Source organism: Psychroserpens sp. Hel_I_66 (assembly GCF_000799465.1).
In the GTDB taxonomy this organism is placed as follows: Bacteria; Bacteroidota; Bacteroidia; order Flavobacteriales; family Flavobacteriaceae; genus Psychroserpens.
Genome location: NZ_JUGU01000001.1, coordinates 3,614,735 through 3,630,918 on the forward strand (window position 1 = coordinate 3,614,735; position 16,184 = coordinate 3,630,918).

The 16,184-nt window shown below is 34.6% G+C and carries 17 protein-coding genes; 4 read left to right on the forward strand and 13 right to left on the reverse strand.

The window, feature by feature from the left end; all coding sequences use genetic code 11:
• Positions 1–20: 20 nt before the first annotated feature.
• Both GQ40_RS16040 and GQ40_RS16045 read left to right on the forward strand, forming a co-directional pair.
• Positions 21–359, forward strand: a complete 339-nt coding sequence (locus tag GQ40_RS16040) for a hypothetical protein (RefSeq protein ID WP_047550720.1) — start codon at positions 21–23, stop codon at positions 357–359.
• Positions 360–561: 202 nt separating this feature from the next.
• Complete coding sequence (locus GQ40_RS16045; RefSeq protein ID WP_047550723.1) at positions 562–906, forward strand: hypothetical protein; 345 nt, start codon at positions 562–564, stop codon at positions 904–906.
• A 13-nt stretch (positions 907–919) separates the two neighbouring features.
• Here GQ40_RS16045 and GQ40_RS16050 read toward each other — a convergent pair whose 3' ends face one another.
• The 5 genes from GQ40_RS16050 to GQ40_RS16070 all read right to left on the reverse strand — a co-directional run bounded on the left by GQ40_RS16050 (position 920) and on the right by GQ40_RS16070 (position 7,687).
• Positions 920–2,416: a hypothetical protein gene (locus tag GQ40_RS16050; protein WP_047550726.1), complete on the reverse strand. Its 1,497-nt coding sequence runs from the start codon at positions 2,414–2,416 to the stop codon at positions 920–922.
• Complete coding sequence (locus GQ40_RS16055; RefSeq protein WP_047550729.1) at positions 2,413–3,903, reverse strand: cellulose synthase family protein; 1,491 nt, start codon at positions 3,901–3,903, stop codon at positions 2,413–2,415. The genes GQ40_RS16050 and GQ40_RS16055 overlap by 4 nt, the downstream gene beginning before the upstream one ends.
• Positions 3,893–4,597 (reverse strand): glycosyltransferase family 2 protein, encoded by a 705-nt coding sequence (locus GQ40_RS16060; protein WP_047550732.1) that lies wholly within the window; start codon positions 4,595–4,597, stop codon positions 3,893–3,895. Before GQ40_RS16060 ends, GQ40_RS16055 begins: the two co-directional genes overlap by 11 nt.
• A 158-nt stretch (positions 4,598–4,755) precedes the next feature.
• Entirely contained in the window at positions 4,756–6,348 is a 1,593-nt protein-coding gene (locus GQ40_RS16065; protein ID WP_047550735.1) for a 4Fe-4S binding protein, read from the reverse strand.
• Positions 6,349–6,376: 28 nt separating this feature from the next.
• Positions 6,377–7,687 (reverse strand): NAD(P)/FAD-dependent oxidoreductase, encoded by a 1,311-nt coding sequence (locus GQ40_RS16070; RefSeq protein ID WP_047550738.1) that lies wholly within the window; start codon positions 7,685–7,687, stop codon positions 6,377–6,379.
• 95 nt (positions 7,688–7,782) lie between these two features.
• Between GQ40_RS16070 and GQ40_RS16075 the strand changes: the two genes are divergently transcribed.
• Both GQ40_RS16075 and GQ40_RS16080 read left to right on the forward strand, forming a co-directional pair.
• Positions 7,783–8,790 (forward strand): glycoside hydrolase family 113, encoded by a 1,008-nt coding sequence (locus GQ40_RS16075; RefSeq protein ID WP_047550741.1) that lies wholly within the window; start codon positions 7,783–7,785, stop codon positions 8,788–8,790.
• Between the two features lie 144 nt (positions 8,791–8,934).
• Positions 8,935–9,690 carry a metallophosphoesterase family protein gene (locus tag GQ40_RS16080; RefSeq protein ID WP_047550744.1) on the forward strand — a complete coding sequence of 252 codons (756 nt, stop codon included), beginning with the start codon at positions 8,935–8,937 and terminating at the stop codon, positions 9,688–9,690.
• Between the two features lie 22 nt (positions 9,691–9,712).
• On the opposite strand, the gene GQ40_RS16085 is transcribed toward GQ40_RS16080, so the two are convergent.
• The 8 genes from GQ40_RS16085 to GQ40_RS16120 form a co-directional block, all read right to left on the reverse strand.
• Positions 9,713–10,489, reverse strand: a complete 777-nt coding sequence (locus GQ40_RS16085) for a TIGR04283 family arsenosugar biosynthesis glycosyltransferase (protein WP_047550747.1) — start codon at positions 10,487–10,489, stop codon at positions 9,713–9,715.
• Positions 10,490–10,516: 27 nt separating this feature from the next.
• Entirely contained in the window at positions 10,517–11,386 is an 870-nt protein-coding gene (locus tag GQ40_RS16090) for a DUF547 domain-containing protein (protein ID WP_231565594.1), read from the reverse strand.
• A gap of 38 nt (positions 11,387–11,424) precedes the next feature.
• Positions 11,425–12,312 (reverse strand): sterol desaturase family protein, encoded by an 888-nt coding sequence (locus GQ40_RS16095; RefSeq protein ID WP_047550750.1) that lies wholly within the window; start codon positions 12,310–12,312, stop codon positions 11,425–11,427.
• Positions 12,313–12,389: 77 nt separating this feature from the next.
• Positions 12,390–13,358, reverse strand: a complete 969-nt coding sequence (gene arsM, locus GQ40_RS16100) for an arsenosugar biosynthesis arsenite methyltransferase ArsM (protein ID WP_047550753.1) — start codon at positions 13,356–13,358, stop codon at positions 12,390–12,392.
• Positions 13,359–13,361: 3 nt separating this feature from the next.
• Complete coding sequence (locus GQ40_RS16105; protein ID WP_047550756.1) at positions 13,362–14,174, reverse strand: purine-nucleoside phosphorylase; 813 nt, start codon at positions 14,172–14,174, stop codon at positions 13,362–13,364.
• Positions 14,167–14,844 (reverse strand): TIGR04282 family arsenosugar biosynthesis glycosyltransferase, encoded by a 678-nt coding sequence (locus tag GQ40_RS16110; protein ID WP_047550759.1) that lies wholly within the window; start codon positions 14,842–14,844, stop codon positions 14,167–14,169. The genes GQ40_RS16105 and GQ40_RS16110 overlap by 8 nt, the downstream gene beginning before the upstream one ends.
• A 6-nt stretch (positions 14,845–14,850) precedes the next feature.
• Positions 14,851–15,342: a rhodanese-like domain-containing protein gene (locus GQ40_RS16115; protein ID WP_047550762.1), complete on the reverse strand. Its 492-nt coding sequence runs from the start codon at positions 15,340–15,342 to the stop codon at positions 14,851–14,853.
• Between the two features lie 3 nt (positions 15,343–15,345).
• Positions 15,346–16,173: a metallophosphoesterase family protein gene (locus tag GQ40_RS16120; protein ID WP_047550765.1), complete on the reverse strand. Its 828-nt coding sequence runs from the start codon at positions 16,171–16,173 to the stop codon at positions 15,346–15,348.
• Positions 16,174–16,184: the final 11 nt, after the last annotated feature.

The window sequence follows — 16,184 nt, forward strand, 5'->3', positions numbered from 1 at the left end:
CTCCAATTATTATATAAAAAATGAAAAATAGAGACGCAAACTTAAAACGAGTTATCGTTGATTTTAAAAAATTGACACCAGAAATTCTGTCATTATTAGTAGAAAAATATCCCGATGGATATGATGATGAACAAATAATCTCTTTCAAAAACGCTAACAATGAAATTGTTGAAGCTGTTGAAGTAACTACAGAAGATACTAAATACTTAGTAAAAGTAAGTACCAAGCTCGAGGTTACGATGGAAAATTATGACGAAGACGATTATGAGGATTTTGAAAATGATGATCCAGATGCAGTTCGAGACCCAGATTTAGAACCAGCAGATGATGAAGAATTTGACGAGGATGACGATGATTAGTTAGAATCATAACTAATAAATCAAAAACTAATAGATGTGATGTTTATTTTAAAATTGTTTAATCTAAACGCTGTTTAAAAACGTATATAGAATATTCCACGTGTAATTCATTACAATGAAATTACTAAAAGCGCTCTCGGACTTGTAGTGGCAAATTTCCGAAGAAAATAAAATCAATTTTCACGCTTAAAATTTTATCAAAATGAAAACAAAAACAATTCTATTAGCAAGCTTATTAAGTTTGTCTTTATTCGTGTTAACGTCATCAAAACCAGTTCAAGATACCACAACTTTTGTAGGTACTTTTGATGGTCATGAAGACTACGGTTATAATTTTATCGAGGTTTCTGAAGAAGGTGACGAGTATACAATGACATTACAAAATATAGATGAATCCCTTTTAAAAACTTTTGATCTTAACTCAGATAAGTTAATCGGCACAAAATTTTCGGTCACATATTCTACAACCACAGAAGTTGAAAAAGACGAAGATGGTTACGAAGATGAAATTGAAATTTACACAATAGTTTCCCTAAAAAAACTGTAGTTTAAAATAGTATTTATGATTTGGCCAACTCAATAGAGTTGGCTTTTTCATTTCCTTTTTTCTTCGGAAATCGTCTCATAAATAACACTTCCCAAATCAATACACCATATACAACGATATACTCTAAGGCAATAATCCAAAGATTTTCAAATTTGTCTGCTTTATTAAGGTTGAGATATGCCAAATAGCTCAAAATAATCATAAAACTCCAAACCAATGGGAATTTATAATTAGTAAACATGCCCAGTGCCAATAGCGTCGCAACATACCAAGGATGAACTGTAGTACTCAAAAACAGATAAATGGCAAACGCAAAAAGCATATGTCTAATCAATAATTGAGAATCTTTTTTTCTTCGGAAAAATGCCAATCCCATTACAAATAGAAACACCAAAACAGGTAATATTTTCCCAATTACAGCAATTTCATTATAACCTCTAAACCAGTATCCAATCTCGCGAGCCAAATAATAAATACTCGCGTTAAACTCAAAATTATTGAACCACAGCGCAACCGTTTGGGAATAGTTATTTATAAATTGAGAAGAGAAAAAAGGAGCGAATAGTAATGCAGTTACAATACCTATAATAGCATAAAAGGCTATTAATTTCTTAAAATGAATGCTTGTTTTTTGAGATGAAATTATTTGAATATCATCGTCATTCTGAACTCGTTTCAGAATCTCATTATTGTGAGATTTCCCAACTTTGCTAGAAATGATAATAGGTTTTTTAAAATAATAGAAAAACAATGGCAAAAACAATATTGGTATCAACTTCACAGAAATAGACAATGCAAAAACTACAGCAGCCCATTTCCATTTGCCAATATGTAAAAGATAAATACTCCAGATTAAAAAGAAAATCATCACACCTTCAAAATGAAGATTACCTGTCAATTCTATAATTATAAACGGATTTAATAAATACCAAAAAATGTTCTTTTCCGGTAGATTGAGTTTTTTGAGCAGCTTTTTTCCGAAGAAGAAAGTACCAAAATCTGCAGCAATGATGAGAAGCCTTAATATGATTGCAGATCCCAAAATACTATGTCCAGAAAACAAAGCAGCGAAAAAGAAGCAAAGCTGGTTTATTGGTGGATAATTGGTATAATGGCTCCCGTTAAGAGTGCCCATTCCAGTATATAATTCCTGGGCTTGTGCAATGGGTAGATTTTCAGATTTTATAAATGATTCGGGAGTATAGAGATAAGGGTTCAGTCCTTCTAATATCATGCGTCCATCCCAAATAAATCTATAAAAATCCTGTGAAAGATTAGGAATTGCTAAAATAAAAATAGCTCGACTCAAAAAAGCAATTACGGTTAAGAACTTGAGATTGTCTTTGGCAAATTTAAGTAATAAAATAAACACCAACCATAACGCAGTGTAGAGTAGAATGAGTTGAGAATATTCTGTTCTAATTAAATCGTAAGCAAAAAACCAATAAAGAAATAGGCTAACAAAAGTAAGCAGTAATGGAACTTTGTAAAGTTTCCAAAATGCGGTCAAATCTTAGAGGTTAGAGATTTTAAGAACACGTAGCCAAAGCCTAGAAAAAGCATGAGATGAAAAGGGAATAATCCAAAATCACCACCTTGATCTCCAACTACAAATGCGCTATACAGGCCAAAAGCAAAATAGAGTGTAAGTATCCCTTCTAAAATAACGTGAGGTGATACTTTTTTTCTTAAGTATTTATTGCCTTTCCAAGAATCTTTTAAGCTGCTAATATTAAATTTTGGAGTACGAACAAAATCACTTCTTTTACCAGCATGACCTTCTAAAACTGCAATTGAGTTATGTAGCGAAAAACCCATAGCTATTGAGAAAAACGTAAAGAACATGCCAATATAACCAAAGAATTTTTTAAAGCCACTCCCATAAATTTGCTTATACATAAACCAATAGCAAACAAAGAAAATGATAGTACTCATCACAAAGAAACTCATAAAATAAAAGTAAAACCTCAAATGTGCATATTCATTTTTGATGTAAAGCATTGGAATACTTAAAACCGCAACAATGAAGACGTTTAAAAACATAGTGCTGTTAAGTAAATGCAGCAACCCATGAATTTTTGTCTTGGTAGATATATTATCAGATTTGACAACACGAACAAACATTTTTCTAAAATTTTCTGCTCCTCCTTTATTCCAACGAAACTGTTGTGAACGGGCAGCACTAATAACCACGGGAAGCTCAGCAGGCGTTTCTACGTCTTCCAAATATTTGAATTTCCAGTTTTTAAGTTGTGCCCTGTAGCTTAGATCCAAATCTTCCGTAAGCGTGTCACCTTCCCAGTTTCCTGCATCTAGAATACATTCTTTTCTCCAAACACCAGCAGTACCGTTAAAATTTATGAAATGACCTTTACTGTTACGACCAACTTGCTCTAAAGTAAAATGCGCATCAAGTGCAAACGCTTGGATTTTTGTGAGTATGGAGTAATTTCTATTAATATGTCCCCAACGGGTTTGCACAACACCAATTTTTTCATCCTTAAAATAAGGAATCGTACGTTTTAACCAGTTTTTCTTCGGAAGGAAATCAGCATCAAAAATCGCAATATATTCACCCTTTGCTACTTTTAATCCTTCTTTCAACGCACCAGCTTTAAAACCGCTACGGTCTGTTCTCGTGATGTGTTTGATGTCGAGCCCAGTAGTTTTTAATTGTTCAATATGTAATCGTGTAGTCTCAACGGTCTCATCTGTAGAGTCATCCAACACTTGAATTTCGAGTTTATGTTTTGGGTATTCTAGTAGCGCAATATTATCAAGTAAGCGCTCCATCACATACATTTCGTTAAAAACAGGAAGCTGTATGGTAACTAATGGTACCTCGCTCTCATTTGCAAAATCAAAAGTGTCGCAGGTTTTATCTGCTTTTTTTGAAGATAAATAATTGAAAAGTAAATTGAGTTGTGCCAATGCATACATGAAGATGAGCAAAATGGCAATGGTGTAAACAACGATTATAATCGTTTCAAGTATCATTTTTAAAACTGTATTTGAAAATCCAACCTAAGATTTTTACGCCTGCAAATATAGCACCTTTTAGCGTACCTGAAACTTTTGAGACACCTATTCTATTTCGGTAGTTTACAGGCACTTCGGTATAATTTAACTTTTTACGTAATACCTTGAGCTGCATTTCAACTGTCCAGCCATAGGTTTTGTCTTCCATTTTTAACTCTAAAAGCTTATCATATTTGATGGCTCTAAATGGTCCTAAATCTGTAAAGCGAGCATTAAATAAAATAGACATTAAAGTTGTGGCAAGCCAATTTCCGAAGATTTGAGGAATCGTCATCGATCCTTTTTCTCTCAATGCTTTGTCACGAGATCCTATGACAAAATCAATATCATCATTAAGTATTGGTGCTACCAATTTAGTGAGTTCTTTTGGGTAATCACTATAATCCCCATCAAGAAAAACGACGATATCTGGTTTTTTGCAGGTTTCTAAATGTGCCAAGTACTCCAACCCTTTTAAACACGCATAACCGTAACCTCGTTTATTTTCATTAAGCACAGTTGCTCCAGCCTGTTTGGCGTTAGCCTCTGTATTGTCATTAGAATTATTGTTTATTACAATAACTTCGCTAACTGTATCAGGAATATCCTTTATCACCAAAGCAATAGAATCTGCCTCATTATATGCAGGAATGATAACTTTTATATTGGTCATTTAAGGTTTTTTAGGCTAGTTTGTTTTTAATGAATACATACTTGCTCCACTATTAATTTTTTTACTTCGGAAGGTGTAAGCCAAAGACCTACCTCTCATTTTCAAACAAGAGGCAATATCTGGTTTTTCTTTTTTTTCTGAAAATTGAATACTGAATATTATTTCTGATTCACCAAATCCATCAAATCCACATCGTTTCCTAACAAGATGTCGTTTGAGTTGATACGACCTTTCATGTTATCATTTTCTAATTTTAGAACTCCTCTTGGGCAAACTGCAGAGCAAATGCCACATCCAACACAACTAGAGCGCACAATATTTTCACCTTTTTGAGCATAGGCACGAACATCGATTCCCATTTCGCAGTAGGTTGAGCAGTTTCCGCAGGAGATGCATTGTCCGCCATTTGTTGTAATTCTAAAACGAGAAAACAAACGTTGTTGAAAACCTAAAATTGCTGCCATTGGGCAACCAAATCTGCACCACACACGATTTCCGAAGATAGGATAAAAGCCAGTACCAATTACTCCAGAGAAAATAGCACCAATTAAAAAGCCATAAAATTGACGCAGTGATTCTGCTTTGACTAAAAATAAATTAGAACCATTAAAATAATGCATACCAATAAGTACCATAATGATCACGAAGTATCCAATCGCACCATATTTTGCATCCTTAGCCAATTGCTCGTGTTTAAAAATCATGACCAATGCGAAAACTACAGTCAATAAAACAGCGACACTCATTAGAAATGTATTTTTAGTAAGCCAGTATTTACTGGAGTCATCTCCCAAATAAGAATAAACAACAGCAGTTGTCATTAACGTAACAAAAACTACAACGCTATGCACCACCCAACGTTCAATTTTCCATGCCACTTGGCGTTTATCACTCAAATGTCTAAATGAATCTCCAGCAGTCTCTGCTAAACCACCACAACCGCAAACCCAAGAGCAGTACCAGCGTTTACCATATTTAAAGGTTAAAATTGGTGTGATGACAAAAATGGATAGGATACCAAAAATTAAGAGTGCCAAACCAATATCTCCAGCTTCAATCATTGAATTGACACGATATTGCTCAAAATTATAATAGTTGAGAGGCCATATATTTTTAAGATCATAATATGGTAAGCTAAACGAGTCTGAATTTAATCGAGCCATAAACTCTGGAATCAAAAACGCAAATGCCAGTTGAAAAAACATCACTGAAAACGTACGCAAACGCTCATAGCGATTATGACGATATTTTAATAAAAACTTATAACCAAAAGCTAAAATAGCAATAGTATAGAGCGTACCATAAACAAACCATTGGCTTGCTTGACCACCATTTAGTAATCTGCTTAAAGGATCAAAAAGCGCCACCAAACCTGTGTTTGCTGCACCGTCAACTCCCAGTCCCAGCCACTCGGCTTTGAAATACAACAAAATATAAAAACCTGTAAAGGCAATTCCCGAAATCCATGCCCACAGTCCGCGAGAGGAAATAGATTTAAACATCACACCATCATTTTTGATGCCTTCCAATTTTCCTAAATACATATCATTGGCAAATACAATCACACCAACCGAAATCATAATTAGTGATAGAGCTAAAAAAACAGGTTTATTGGGGAAGTTGACATTGCACGTTGCTAAAACAAGAATAAACAGACCTATAAGTCCAATGGCTGTTGATATTCTCTGCTTTAATGTAAGATCAAACGCCTCTGGTTTGGTCAATGACATGCTTGGTTTTGGTGAATTCATATATTTCTTTATTTCTGCGGAAAGATTTTTAAAACGTTGAAGGTTCTAAATTTTTCTTATAAGTTGCTAATATTTCCTTTTCATAATGCGTATAAAACTCAGGATCAAAATTTGCTGATTTTAGGTGCTGCATTACATAATCCACATCCCGTTTTTCTGTAAGCCATTTGTCAAACACCTCGTGTTTCATTCGTATTCCAAAAGTGTTGATGCCTAAAAATTCATTGGTTTGCTTATGATAGGCAATCGTTATGCATTTGGTATCGTCCTCGTGTTTCCAATGAAAATGTTGTTCATAATCAGGTCTTCCTTTTCTGCCAAAAACCCAACCATAGGTTTGATATTCTATGTCTAAAAATTTAGCTGAGTTGAACCAATGGCCTGGTTTGTAAGCGAGACGATTTCCGCAGATAGTTTGCGCAAGCGTTTCTCCCATCATGCGACCTGTGTACCAAACCGCTTCAATAGGTCTGCGATTGCCAATAGGCTCTTGCTGCTCTGCACAATCGCCAATGGCATATACATCTTTGATATTTGTTTCTAAAAAAGCATTGACTTTTACGCCTTTATCCGTTTCTATTTTTGATCCTTTTAAAAAGTTGATATTTGGGGTCACACCTGCAGTCAAACCTACGAGATCACAAGCTAGTTCTTCTCCAGTTTCTTCAATGATAACCGATTTTACATGCCCATTTTCATCTCCTTTGATTTCCTTTAAATTGCTTGATAATCGTAAATCGATATGGTGATTTTTAATATGCCTATTGATCATTTGGCTCTCAACTTCTGGCAACACACCATCCCAAAAACTAGATTCTCTTACTAAAAAAGTAACGGGAATATTTCTAGAGTTTAGCATTTCAGCAAGTTCAATGCCAATCAAGCCACCTCCAACAATTACAGCACGTTTGCAAACTTTATTGTTTGGTGCAGTAATTTCCAATTGATCTGCATCCTGTTTGCTGTAAAGTCCTTGTACACCATCAAGATCTTGACCTGGCCAACCAAATTTATTAGGTTTACTTCCAGTAGCGATGACGAGTTTGTCATAACCCAAGTTGCCACCGTCAGCAAGTTTTAAATTTTTGTACTCCGTATCGATATGTTTAACGTACGCATTTCGAAGTTCAATTCTGTTTTTCTCCCAAAACCAATCTTCATAAGGCTTTGTGTGTTCATAGGTCATGTGTCCCATATAAATGTACATGAGTGCAGTACGAGAGAAAAAGTGTTCAGTTTCCGAAGAAATAATTGTGATTTTTTTATCGGAGAGCTTTCTAATTTGTCTAGCTAATGTGACGCCAGAAATTCCGTTACCAATAATGACGATGTGCTCCATAAATGTTGATTAGTATTTGAATTTTGTCGAAGGTTTTATAAAAACCTTAATGAACTCAAGGCAATTTGTTTAAATTTAAACAAATAAATCTAGGTATGAGAATATTTTCAATCTTCTGTATGGTACTATTGTTTAATGGGTGCGCCATGTCAAGTTTACCTTCGGAAACTATAAATGGTGTAAGTTTTGTAGCTTCAAGAGATGTAGTTGATGAAACACACACGAATCCCGTTGTAAATGTTGGTGCCAATTATGCAGCCATTATGCCATTTGGATTTTTAAAAAGTTTAGATCATCCTGAAATCGTCCATAATACAGACAGGCAATGGTTTGGAGAAACAAGGGTAGGCGCAAAGCAATACATTGAAGAACTTAGAAAAAAGAACATTAAAATCATGGTCAAACCTCAAATTTGGGTTTGGAATGGAGAATTTACTGGTAAAATAACAATGATTGATGATGAAAAATGGATAGAATTAGAACAATCATATTCTAGCTTCATTTTAGAATATGCCGAATTAGCTCAAGAAACCAACGCAGAAATTTTATGTATTGGTACAGAACTAGAAAATTTCATAAAACAGCGACCAGAGTTTTGGCACGATTTGATCAGCAAAATTAAAACGGTATATAAAGGAAAACTAACCTATGCAGCCAATTGGGATGAGTTTAAGCGTACACCGTTTTGGGGAGAGTTGGATTATATAGGCATAGATGCCTATTTTCCGGTAAGTGATCAAAAAACACCAACTGTAGAAGACTGCAAGGCAGGATGGCAGTCGCATAAAAAAATTATTAAAGCCATTGCAGATGAGCACAAAAAACCAATTCTGTTTACAGAGTACGGTTATCGCAGTATGGATTATACAGGGAAAGAACCTTGGCAGAGTGATCACAAAATTCAATCCCTTAATTTTGAAGGTCAATCTAACGCGACGGAAGCACTTTTAGACGAATTTTGGAACGAAGAATGGTTTGCGGGAGGTTTTGTATGGAAATGGTTTCATGCACATGACAGGGTAGGAGGTAAAGAAGACAATCAATTTACACCTCAAAATAAGCCAGTGGAAAAAATAATCCAATCTTTTTATAAAACAGAATAATTTTTTACATTCTCATAGATACTCGAAAAACTATTGGAAACTTAAAAATTCAATACCGCAAAAATTTAATCTAGCTTGTAAAAGATATCGAATATTAATTTGGTTTTTAAAGTCAAATTAATGGTAATTTAAATACACATACACATGAGAACATTCGCAATAGGAGACATTCACGGAGGATTAAAAGCCCTAAAACAGCTTTTAGAAAAACTTCAAATCACTAAAGAAGATAAACTCATTTTTTTAGGAGATTATGTAGATGGTTGGAGTGAATCTGCTCAAGTCATCAAATACTTGATAGAACTATCAAAAACCATAAATTGCGTATTCATTAAAGGAAACCATGATGTTTGGTGTGAAGAATGGCTGTCATTTGGAATTGGCAATCAAGTATGGCTATTACATGGTGGTAAAGGCACTATAGAAAGTTATGGCAATTTCTCAAAAGAACAGAAAAGATTACATTTAAACTTCTTTGAAGCGATGGATATGTATCATATTGATGATCAAAACCGATTATTTATTCATGCAGGGTTTACATCAATGCATGGCGTAGAAAGCGAGCATAACATTCAAAACTTCTATTTTGATCGTACACTTTGGGAAATGGCGTTGACGATGGATAAACGTATTGAAGAGAACTCAGAGTTGTATCCCAAACGATTAAAACATTACAAAGAAATTTATATTGGTCATACACCAACAACCAACTTTAATCAAGATAAGCCTATGCATGCCATTAACGTTTGGGATGTTGATACAGGAGCTGCATTTAAAGGGAAATTATCTGCAGTAGATTTAGAAACAAAAGAGGTGTTTCAAAGTGATGTTGTAATGTCATTTTATCCAGATGAAACTGGTAGGAATGATAAGACCTATAATCAAATGAATATAAATTAAAACAGCTTCTTGACTTTTATATTCAACAAATATGCTTCTTATAATAGGCCAACAACTCATCTGCAGTAGCGCCAAACCATTTTTTGACATAAATCGTCCAGAAGTGATATTGTAGTTTCCAAACGCCATGTCTGCGATATAGTCTTGCTGAGGTTTTGAGTTTTTTGTTGATGACCACAAATTGCTTGCGCGCAAAAAGCTCGTTGATTAGAATATTGTCTTCATAGATGATATAATTTTCGTCATAACCACCAATCTCATCAAAAAGGTCACGTGTAATAAACTGGCTTTGGTCACCACCACGACAAGCTCTCCAAGAGAATTGTGTGAGCCAACTTGCCAATCGTAACCACCAATGGTTACTATCAAATTGCATCCTAAAACAGCCTGCTTTGTTACCTTTTTTTACTTCGGAAATGATTAGTGCATCAAAATTTTTAGGCGGAAAAGAATCGGCATGCAAGAAATAGAGAATGTCGCCAAAAGCGTTTTTTGCACCTTTGTTGAGCTGTTTTGCTCTGCCTTTTTCCGAAGAAATTAAACGTATCGCAGTTTGTGTTTTCGTTTTTGGTGGTTTTGATACTACCAAAGTATCACCATTTAGATCCTGATTTGGTGAAAACTCAACAGCGTTTTTTGTAATTATTTTGTTTAATATATTTTGTGATCCATCTGTACTACCACCATCTACAACAATAATTTGAGAAACGTTTTTAGACGAAGAGTTCTCAAGCAAATGTGTAATGAGCTTACCAATCGTTTCGGATTCGTTTAAAATGGGAATGACTATACTTATCATAAATCTATCTACACAAAAATACGGTACTTATTTTTGGTCATTCAAACCCCAATTATACTCGATATAATTGATTTTTGCACCTTCTGAAATTTTAGTGTTTGCATATTTGTTAATATAGTTGATTATGGTACCGTTCTCGGTAAAATCACTTTTGTACCATTTAAAGATCTCAGAAATTTTCGGGCTATTTATAGAAAGTTTATTCTTTTCAGAATTATTTATAAACTCCTCAGTTGCCTGTTTCATTAAATCTTGTACGTTCTCAGCAGTATAAGCTGTATTCATTAATTTTGGACAAGAAATAGATGCGCAATTGATAGCAAAATGAATTTTTGGTTCGTTCATTTTTCTAAGGATTCCGTTTTCAATATCTGCTAAAGAATAATCCTCATCACCAATTTTCAATCGGTTTTTTAACCATGGGTTGCTAATATCCTTGATGCTTTTTAAAGGATAGTTATCAATGATCAATTTAATGGTATTTGCATTATAGACATTGATAAAATAAGCCAGTTGCTCATCAACTGTCCAACTTTTTTCTGGGACCTGTGAGGCTAGATAATTGACGTATTCGTTTAATTTTTGGCTATCATTTTTAAACCCTTTATAGTCAACATCACCATTATCTGCAACATATTTTTTTAGTAATTGATCCCATGAAGAATGATCCAATAATGGATTATCCATCGTTACAGAGTCTGTTTGCACATCCTCTTCTACGGTTTCTGAATCAAGGTCGTCATCACCATTATCATTCTCATTCATTGAGGTTTCAGAAGTTGTTTTTTCTGTTGCTGGTTCATCTTTAACTTCTTTTATTGGTAATCCCTTTGCTGAAAAGCAGCCATATAAAAAGACTAAAAGTAGGGTGGTAATAATATGTTTTGAATATTTCATTTTTGAGTTGTATTTGTTATTGATATGTACGATAAGTTTTATCTTTTGGTTTGGATTGGGTACATTTCTTGTTTTAAAAATCCCTTCGGAAAATGCTCGTCTCCAGCAAAGCCAAGCTCAATATCCCGTCCGCTTTGCGGAACATAATCCGTTTTAAAGAGATAATCCCAAATACTTAATGTGAGTCCGTAGTTAACTCCAAACCTAACATGCTCTGGCATTTCTTTAGCGTGGTGCCAAATGTGCATTTTTGGATTGTTAAAAATGTATTTCAATTTCCCATAATCCCAACCCAAGTTGGCATGATTGAGATGGCCAATGGCAATAGCAAAAAAATGAACATTGGCAACATCCTTGGCGTCAAAACCACCAATTATAGCAATAGGAATATAGAGTAATGTTTTATAAACCACAGGCTCCATCCAATGGTAGCGTAAATGCGCAGCGAATCCCATTTCTTTAACGCTGTGATGTACTTTATGGAAATTCCATAAAAAGGGAACACGATGTAATAAACGATGTGTGTTCCACTGTACAAAATCACTAATTATAAAAAATATGAATAGTCCCAGCCAACGTGGTAAATCATCAACATCAAAGAGTTGAAAACTTGAAATTTGTAAACCAATAATTGCTAAAATATCATTGAAAAATTGAGCTGCTGTATTGGAGAGTGCGATGAATATGAGTAAATTAAGAAGGAAAAAATTGAAGAACATGTAAAAGGTATCCAACCAGAAATCTTTTCTAAAAATAGACTGGTTTTTTCGCCAAGGGAAAATGATTTCCAATAACCAAACCGCTATTGAAAGTATGATTAATGCATAGAAATAGTTATCATAATTATTTGGGAATATGATCTCGTTTTTGAGATAATTCCAATAACCTGAATAGGAGTTTTTTATGATCTCTAGGTATTTTTCCATTGGTAGCTCCCAAAAAAAGGATCTTAAAATTTAAATTTTAATAACTCAGAATTTATGATTTTGATAGTTAATTAAATCTAACAACATCCTCCACCATCGTAATGAAACGTTGACGGACTAAAATATATGTCATTTCTATTTAAAGCTTGTAAAGCTTTAGCTGTTTTGTCACATATAGCTAGAGGTTGATTTTTTACTAAAATATGTCCAGCATTATCATCAAAATAATCATCATCACCATAATATATAGCTGCTTTACCGGTAAAAACACAGGGACCATCTTTTGGCATTGGATCTTTAATGGCAGCAACTTCAATAGATTCTATGTAGATCAATTCTTCGGTTGGATAATTTTTATGATCAAGGATTCTATAGGGTTTTCTGGCTCTAATTTCAATAGTACCAAAACCTTCATCTGTGAGTGCTTTGACGTAATCTTTAATGGGTAGGCTTCCGCTAAGACATAGTGCTCTTAACCGATCATCGTTTCTCAAAGTCTCATTCATAGGTTGCTCACAGGTAGGATCACTCATCACTAAACGACCGTGAGGTTTTAAAACCCGATACATTTCTTTAATAGCTTTCTTTAAATCGTCTGCTTTAAAAATATTAAATAAACAATTTTGAGCAGCGACGTCAATACTATTGTCTTCCACAGGAAGATGCATTGCATCCCCTTTTTTAAGTTCTACAAATTCACTTTTGAACCAGTCGTTTTGGGTTTCGGCTATTTTAAAATTTTTGCGTGATGCTTCTAACATTTCATCAACGACATCAACTCCAATTACGCCTCCTTTTTGACGATTAAAATATGAGAACTGCAACAATTCCATTCCACCACCAACACCCACGTAAAGCATTTTGGGATTATTGCTCAAATCTCTGGCGTGAACTGTGCTTCCGCATCCATAGTTCATTTCTTGCATGATTTTAGGAATCTTCAATCCAGGTAATTCCCAGATAGGATTCGTGGTACAGCATAAACCAACATCAGGTTTTAAAGCAGCCTCTTTATAGAGATCGTTAGTAGCATCTAAATAGCTCATTGTTTATAGGTTTTTTATCAATTCAGTAAATAATGTAATCATGTTTGGTTCTGCTTTTCCAGCCATTTCAATAATTTCAGAAATATCTACGGGTTTTAAGTTGTCTGGATCACATTCGTCTGTTAATACAGAAATCGCAGCTGCTCTTAAATTAAGATGGTTTGCAACAATGATTTCTGGTACGGTACTCATGCCAACTGCATCTGCTCCAATAATTTTGAGCATACGATATTCTGCTCTTGTTTCCAACTGTGGCCCAACGACGCTAGCATAAACACCTTCGTGTAATTGGATACCATGTTCTTTTGCGATTGCTTTAAATTTCTTGTTGATGTCAAGATTATATGGCGCACTCATATCTGTAAAACGTTCGCCTAAAGCTTCAACCCCTTTAAAGGCTAGAGGAGAACTGCCCTGTAAATTAATGTGATCATCAATGAGCATTAATTCTCCTTTTTTGAAATTTAAGTTAATGGCTCCAGAGGCATTTGACACCAATAGGGTTTTGATCCCTAATTTTTCCATGACGCGAACAGGATAGATCACATCTTGTAGCGAGTAACCTTCATAAATATGGAAACGACCTTGCATGACAATAACTTTCTTGCCAGACAACGTTCCGTAGATCAATTTTCCTTTATGAAATTCTACTGTTGCAGTTGGGAAGTTTGGGATGTGATTGTAGCTCACTTCTTCAATCACTTCTATTTTCTCTGTTAATTGTCCTAATCCTGTGCCTAGAATAATGCCTATTTCAGGATTTTCAAAACCTTTAGATTGCAGATATTCCGTAGTTTCTTTTATAAATTTAATCATGTGTTTTATATAGTGGTTTGAGTTGGTCGTAATGTTTCATGTCGTCAAACGTGTCAATATCATTTAGCGGTTTAAGCAAAGATACATTGTTGTTCTTTAAATCTGCTAAAGTATCTTCCCTTACAGTTTCGGTTCCCCAAGCTTTGTTTTTAAAAATGGCTGGATGCAATTCTTTCATGCCTAAAAGATAATAACCTCCATCTATGGCAGGACCAATAACAACGTCATTAGTTTCTAATAGGCCAAAACCATCTTCAATCACATTTTCATTTAAGTCTAATAGATCACTACCAATAATGATGACTTTTTTATAGCCAGATTGTAATAAATCTAAAAAGGCATTATGCATTCTTTCACCTAGATCATTGCCAGTTTGGAGCTTTTTGTTAAATGAATCTTCAGTCCATAAATCTTTGGTATTTATGTTTTCAGAATAAAACACATAACGGTCTGCATTGACTTTTTGAACAACGTTAGCAGTATGTTGCAGTAAATGTTTGTAAACTTTTAAAGCAGCTTCGTCTCCAATAGTTTTGGCTAAACGGGTTTTGCATTTTCCCAATACGGGATTTCTGGTAAATATGATAATTGCTTTTTGTGACTTCGGAAAATGAAAGTTCGCAATCAAATCTTGGTCGCTATTTGTAATATTATTGGATAAAATTCCCATATTTTTCTAGTATACTTTTGTGCCCTTTAATAGGTATTTGCTCCAGTGTTGCGAAAATGCGTGAATGCTGTCGGTTTTTTGTTCTTCGGAATTGTAAACTTCAAAATCATTGTTTTTCCATTCAAAGATACCACCATACAAGTTGCTTACATTGGTGTAACCTTCATTTTTAAGTTTAGTCGCAATAGTTTCAGATCGTATGCCAAGTGAGCAATAGACGACGATAGGTTCGTTTTTGTCTTTTATTTTTTTAAGGGTCTCTTCAATGTTAAAGTCATTGTACCCAACAAATAGGGCGTCTTTAAGATGACTTACTTTATATTCTGAAAACTCACGAGCATCTAAAACAACAGCTTCGGTTTTTGGCATTGCCAATTCCTGAACCGTAATATAAGGCACGCTATTTTTATTGTGCTGCTTCAATAAATCCTCTAAAGAGTTTTGAGCAGACAATGGGAGTAAGCAAATTCCAAAGAAAATAAAAAGTATTAATTTCATATATTATAATTGTATTCCGAAGCCTTGCAGACCACTTTCAACTTCTGGCAAAATTTCGGTATTATCCCAAATGCCTGTGACGATTGTTCTGGCATATTCTTGAGGTAATAAACCGTTGTGCATCAATTGGCTTGTTAATTTGTAATTATAGTCTAATGTATGATGTTTAAAGGTAAAGCTTTCATTGGAGTCATCCAAAATAGCATACCACACACTTGGGTTACCGTCGTTTGCTGGCATCCCAATAACACCAGGATTCAACCATAATTTGTTATCATTTTCGTGGTGAAAAGGTAATCCGCAATGGCCAGCAATAATCACATCACTTTTAGTCGTTTCAAAGTTGGAAAACTTACTATCCCAATGGGTTGATTTATAGATAAATTCCGAAGTATTAAAATAAGAGCCATGCAATACGGTCACTTGTTTACCTGCATATTCAAACGTGATATGATCTGGAAGCGTTTCCATAAAATCCAATGAACTCTTTGATAATTTACTTTGTGCAAATGGGTACCATTGTTGTGAAAAACCGTCACAGCGAGAGCCTTTTCTAAAATCGCAACCGCAATCGGCAGCACCTTCTCGCAATTGAATTTCTACGTTGCCAGCAATGCTTTTGGCATTCCACAATTTAAATAACTGAACCGTCTCTTCAGGTTGCGCGCAATAGCCAACAATATCTCCTGTACAAATACAATTTTCTGCGGAAATTTGATCGCGTTCAGCAACTTGCTTCAAAGCTTCAAGCGCTTGCAAATTACTATAAACACCTCCAAACAGAAGCACTTTACCTTTTAGCTCACCTAAATTTTCTATTTTTTTACTCATACTTTTTCTAA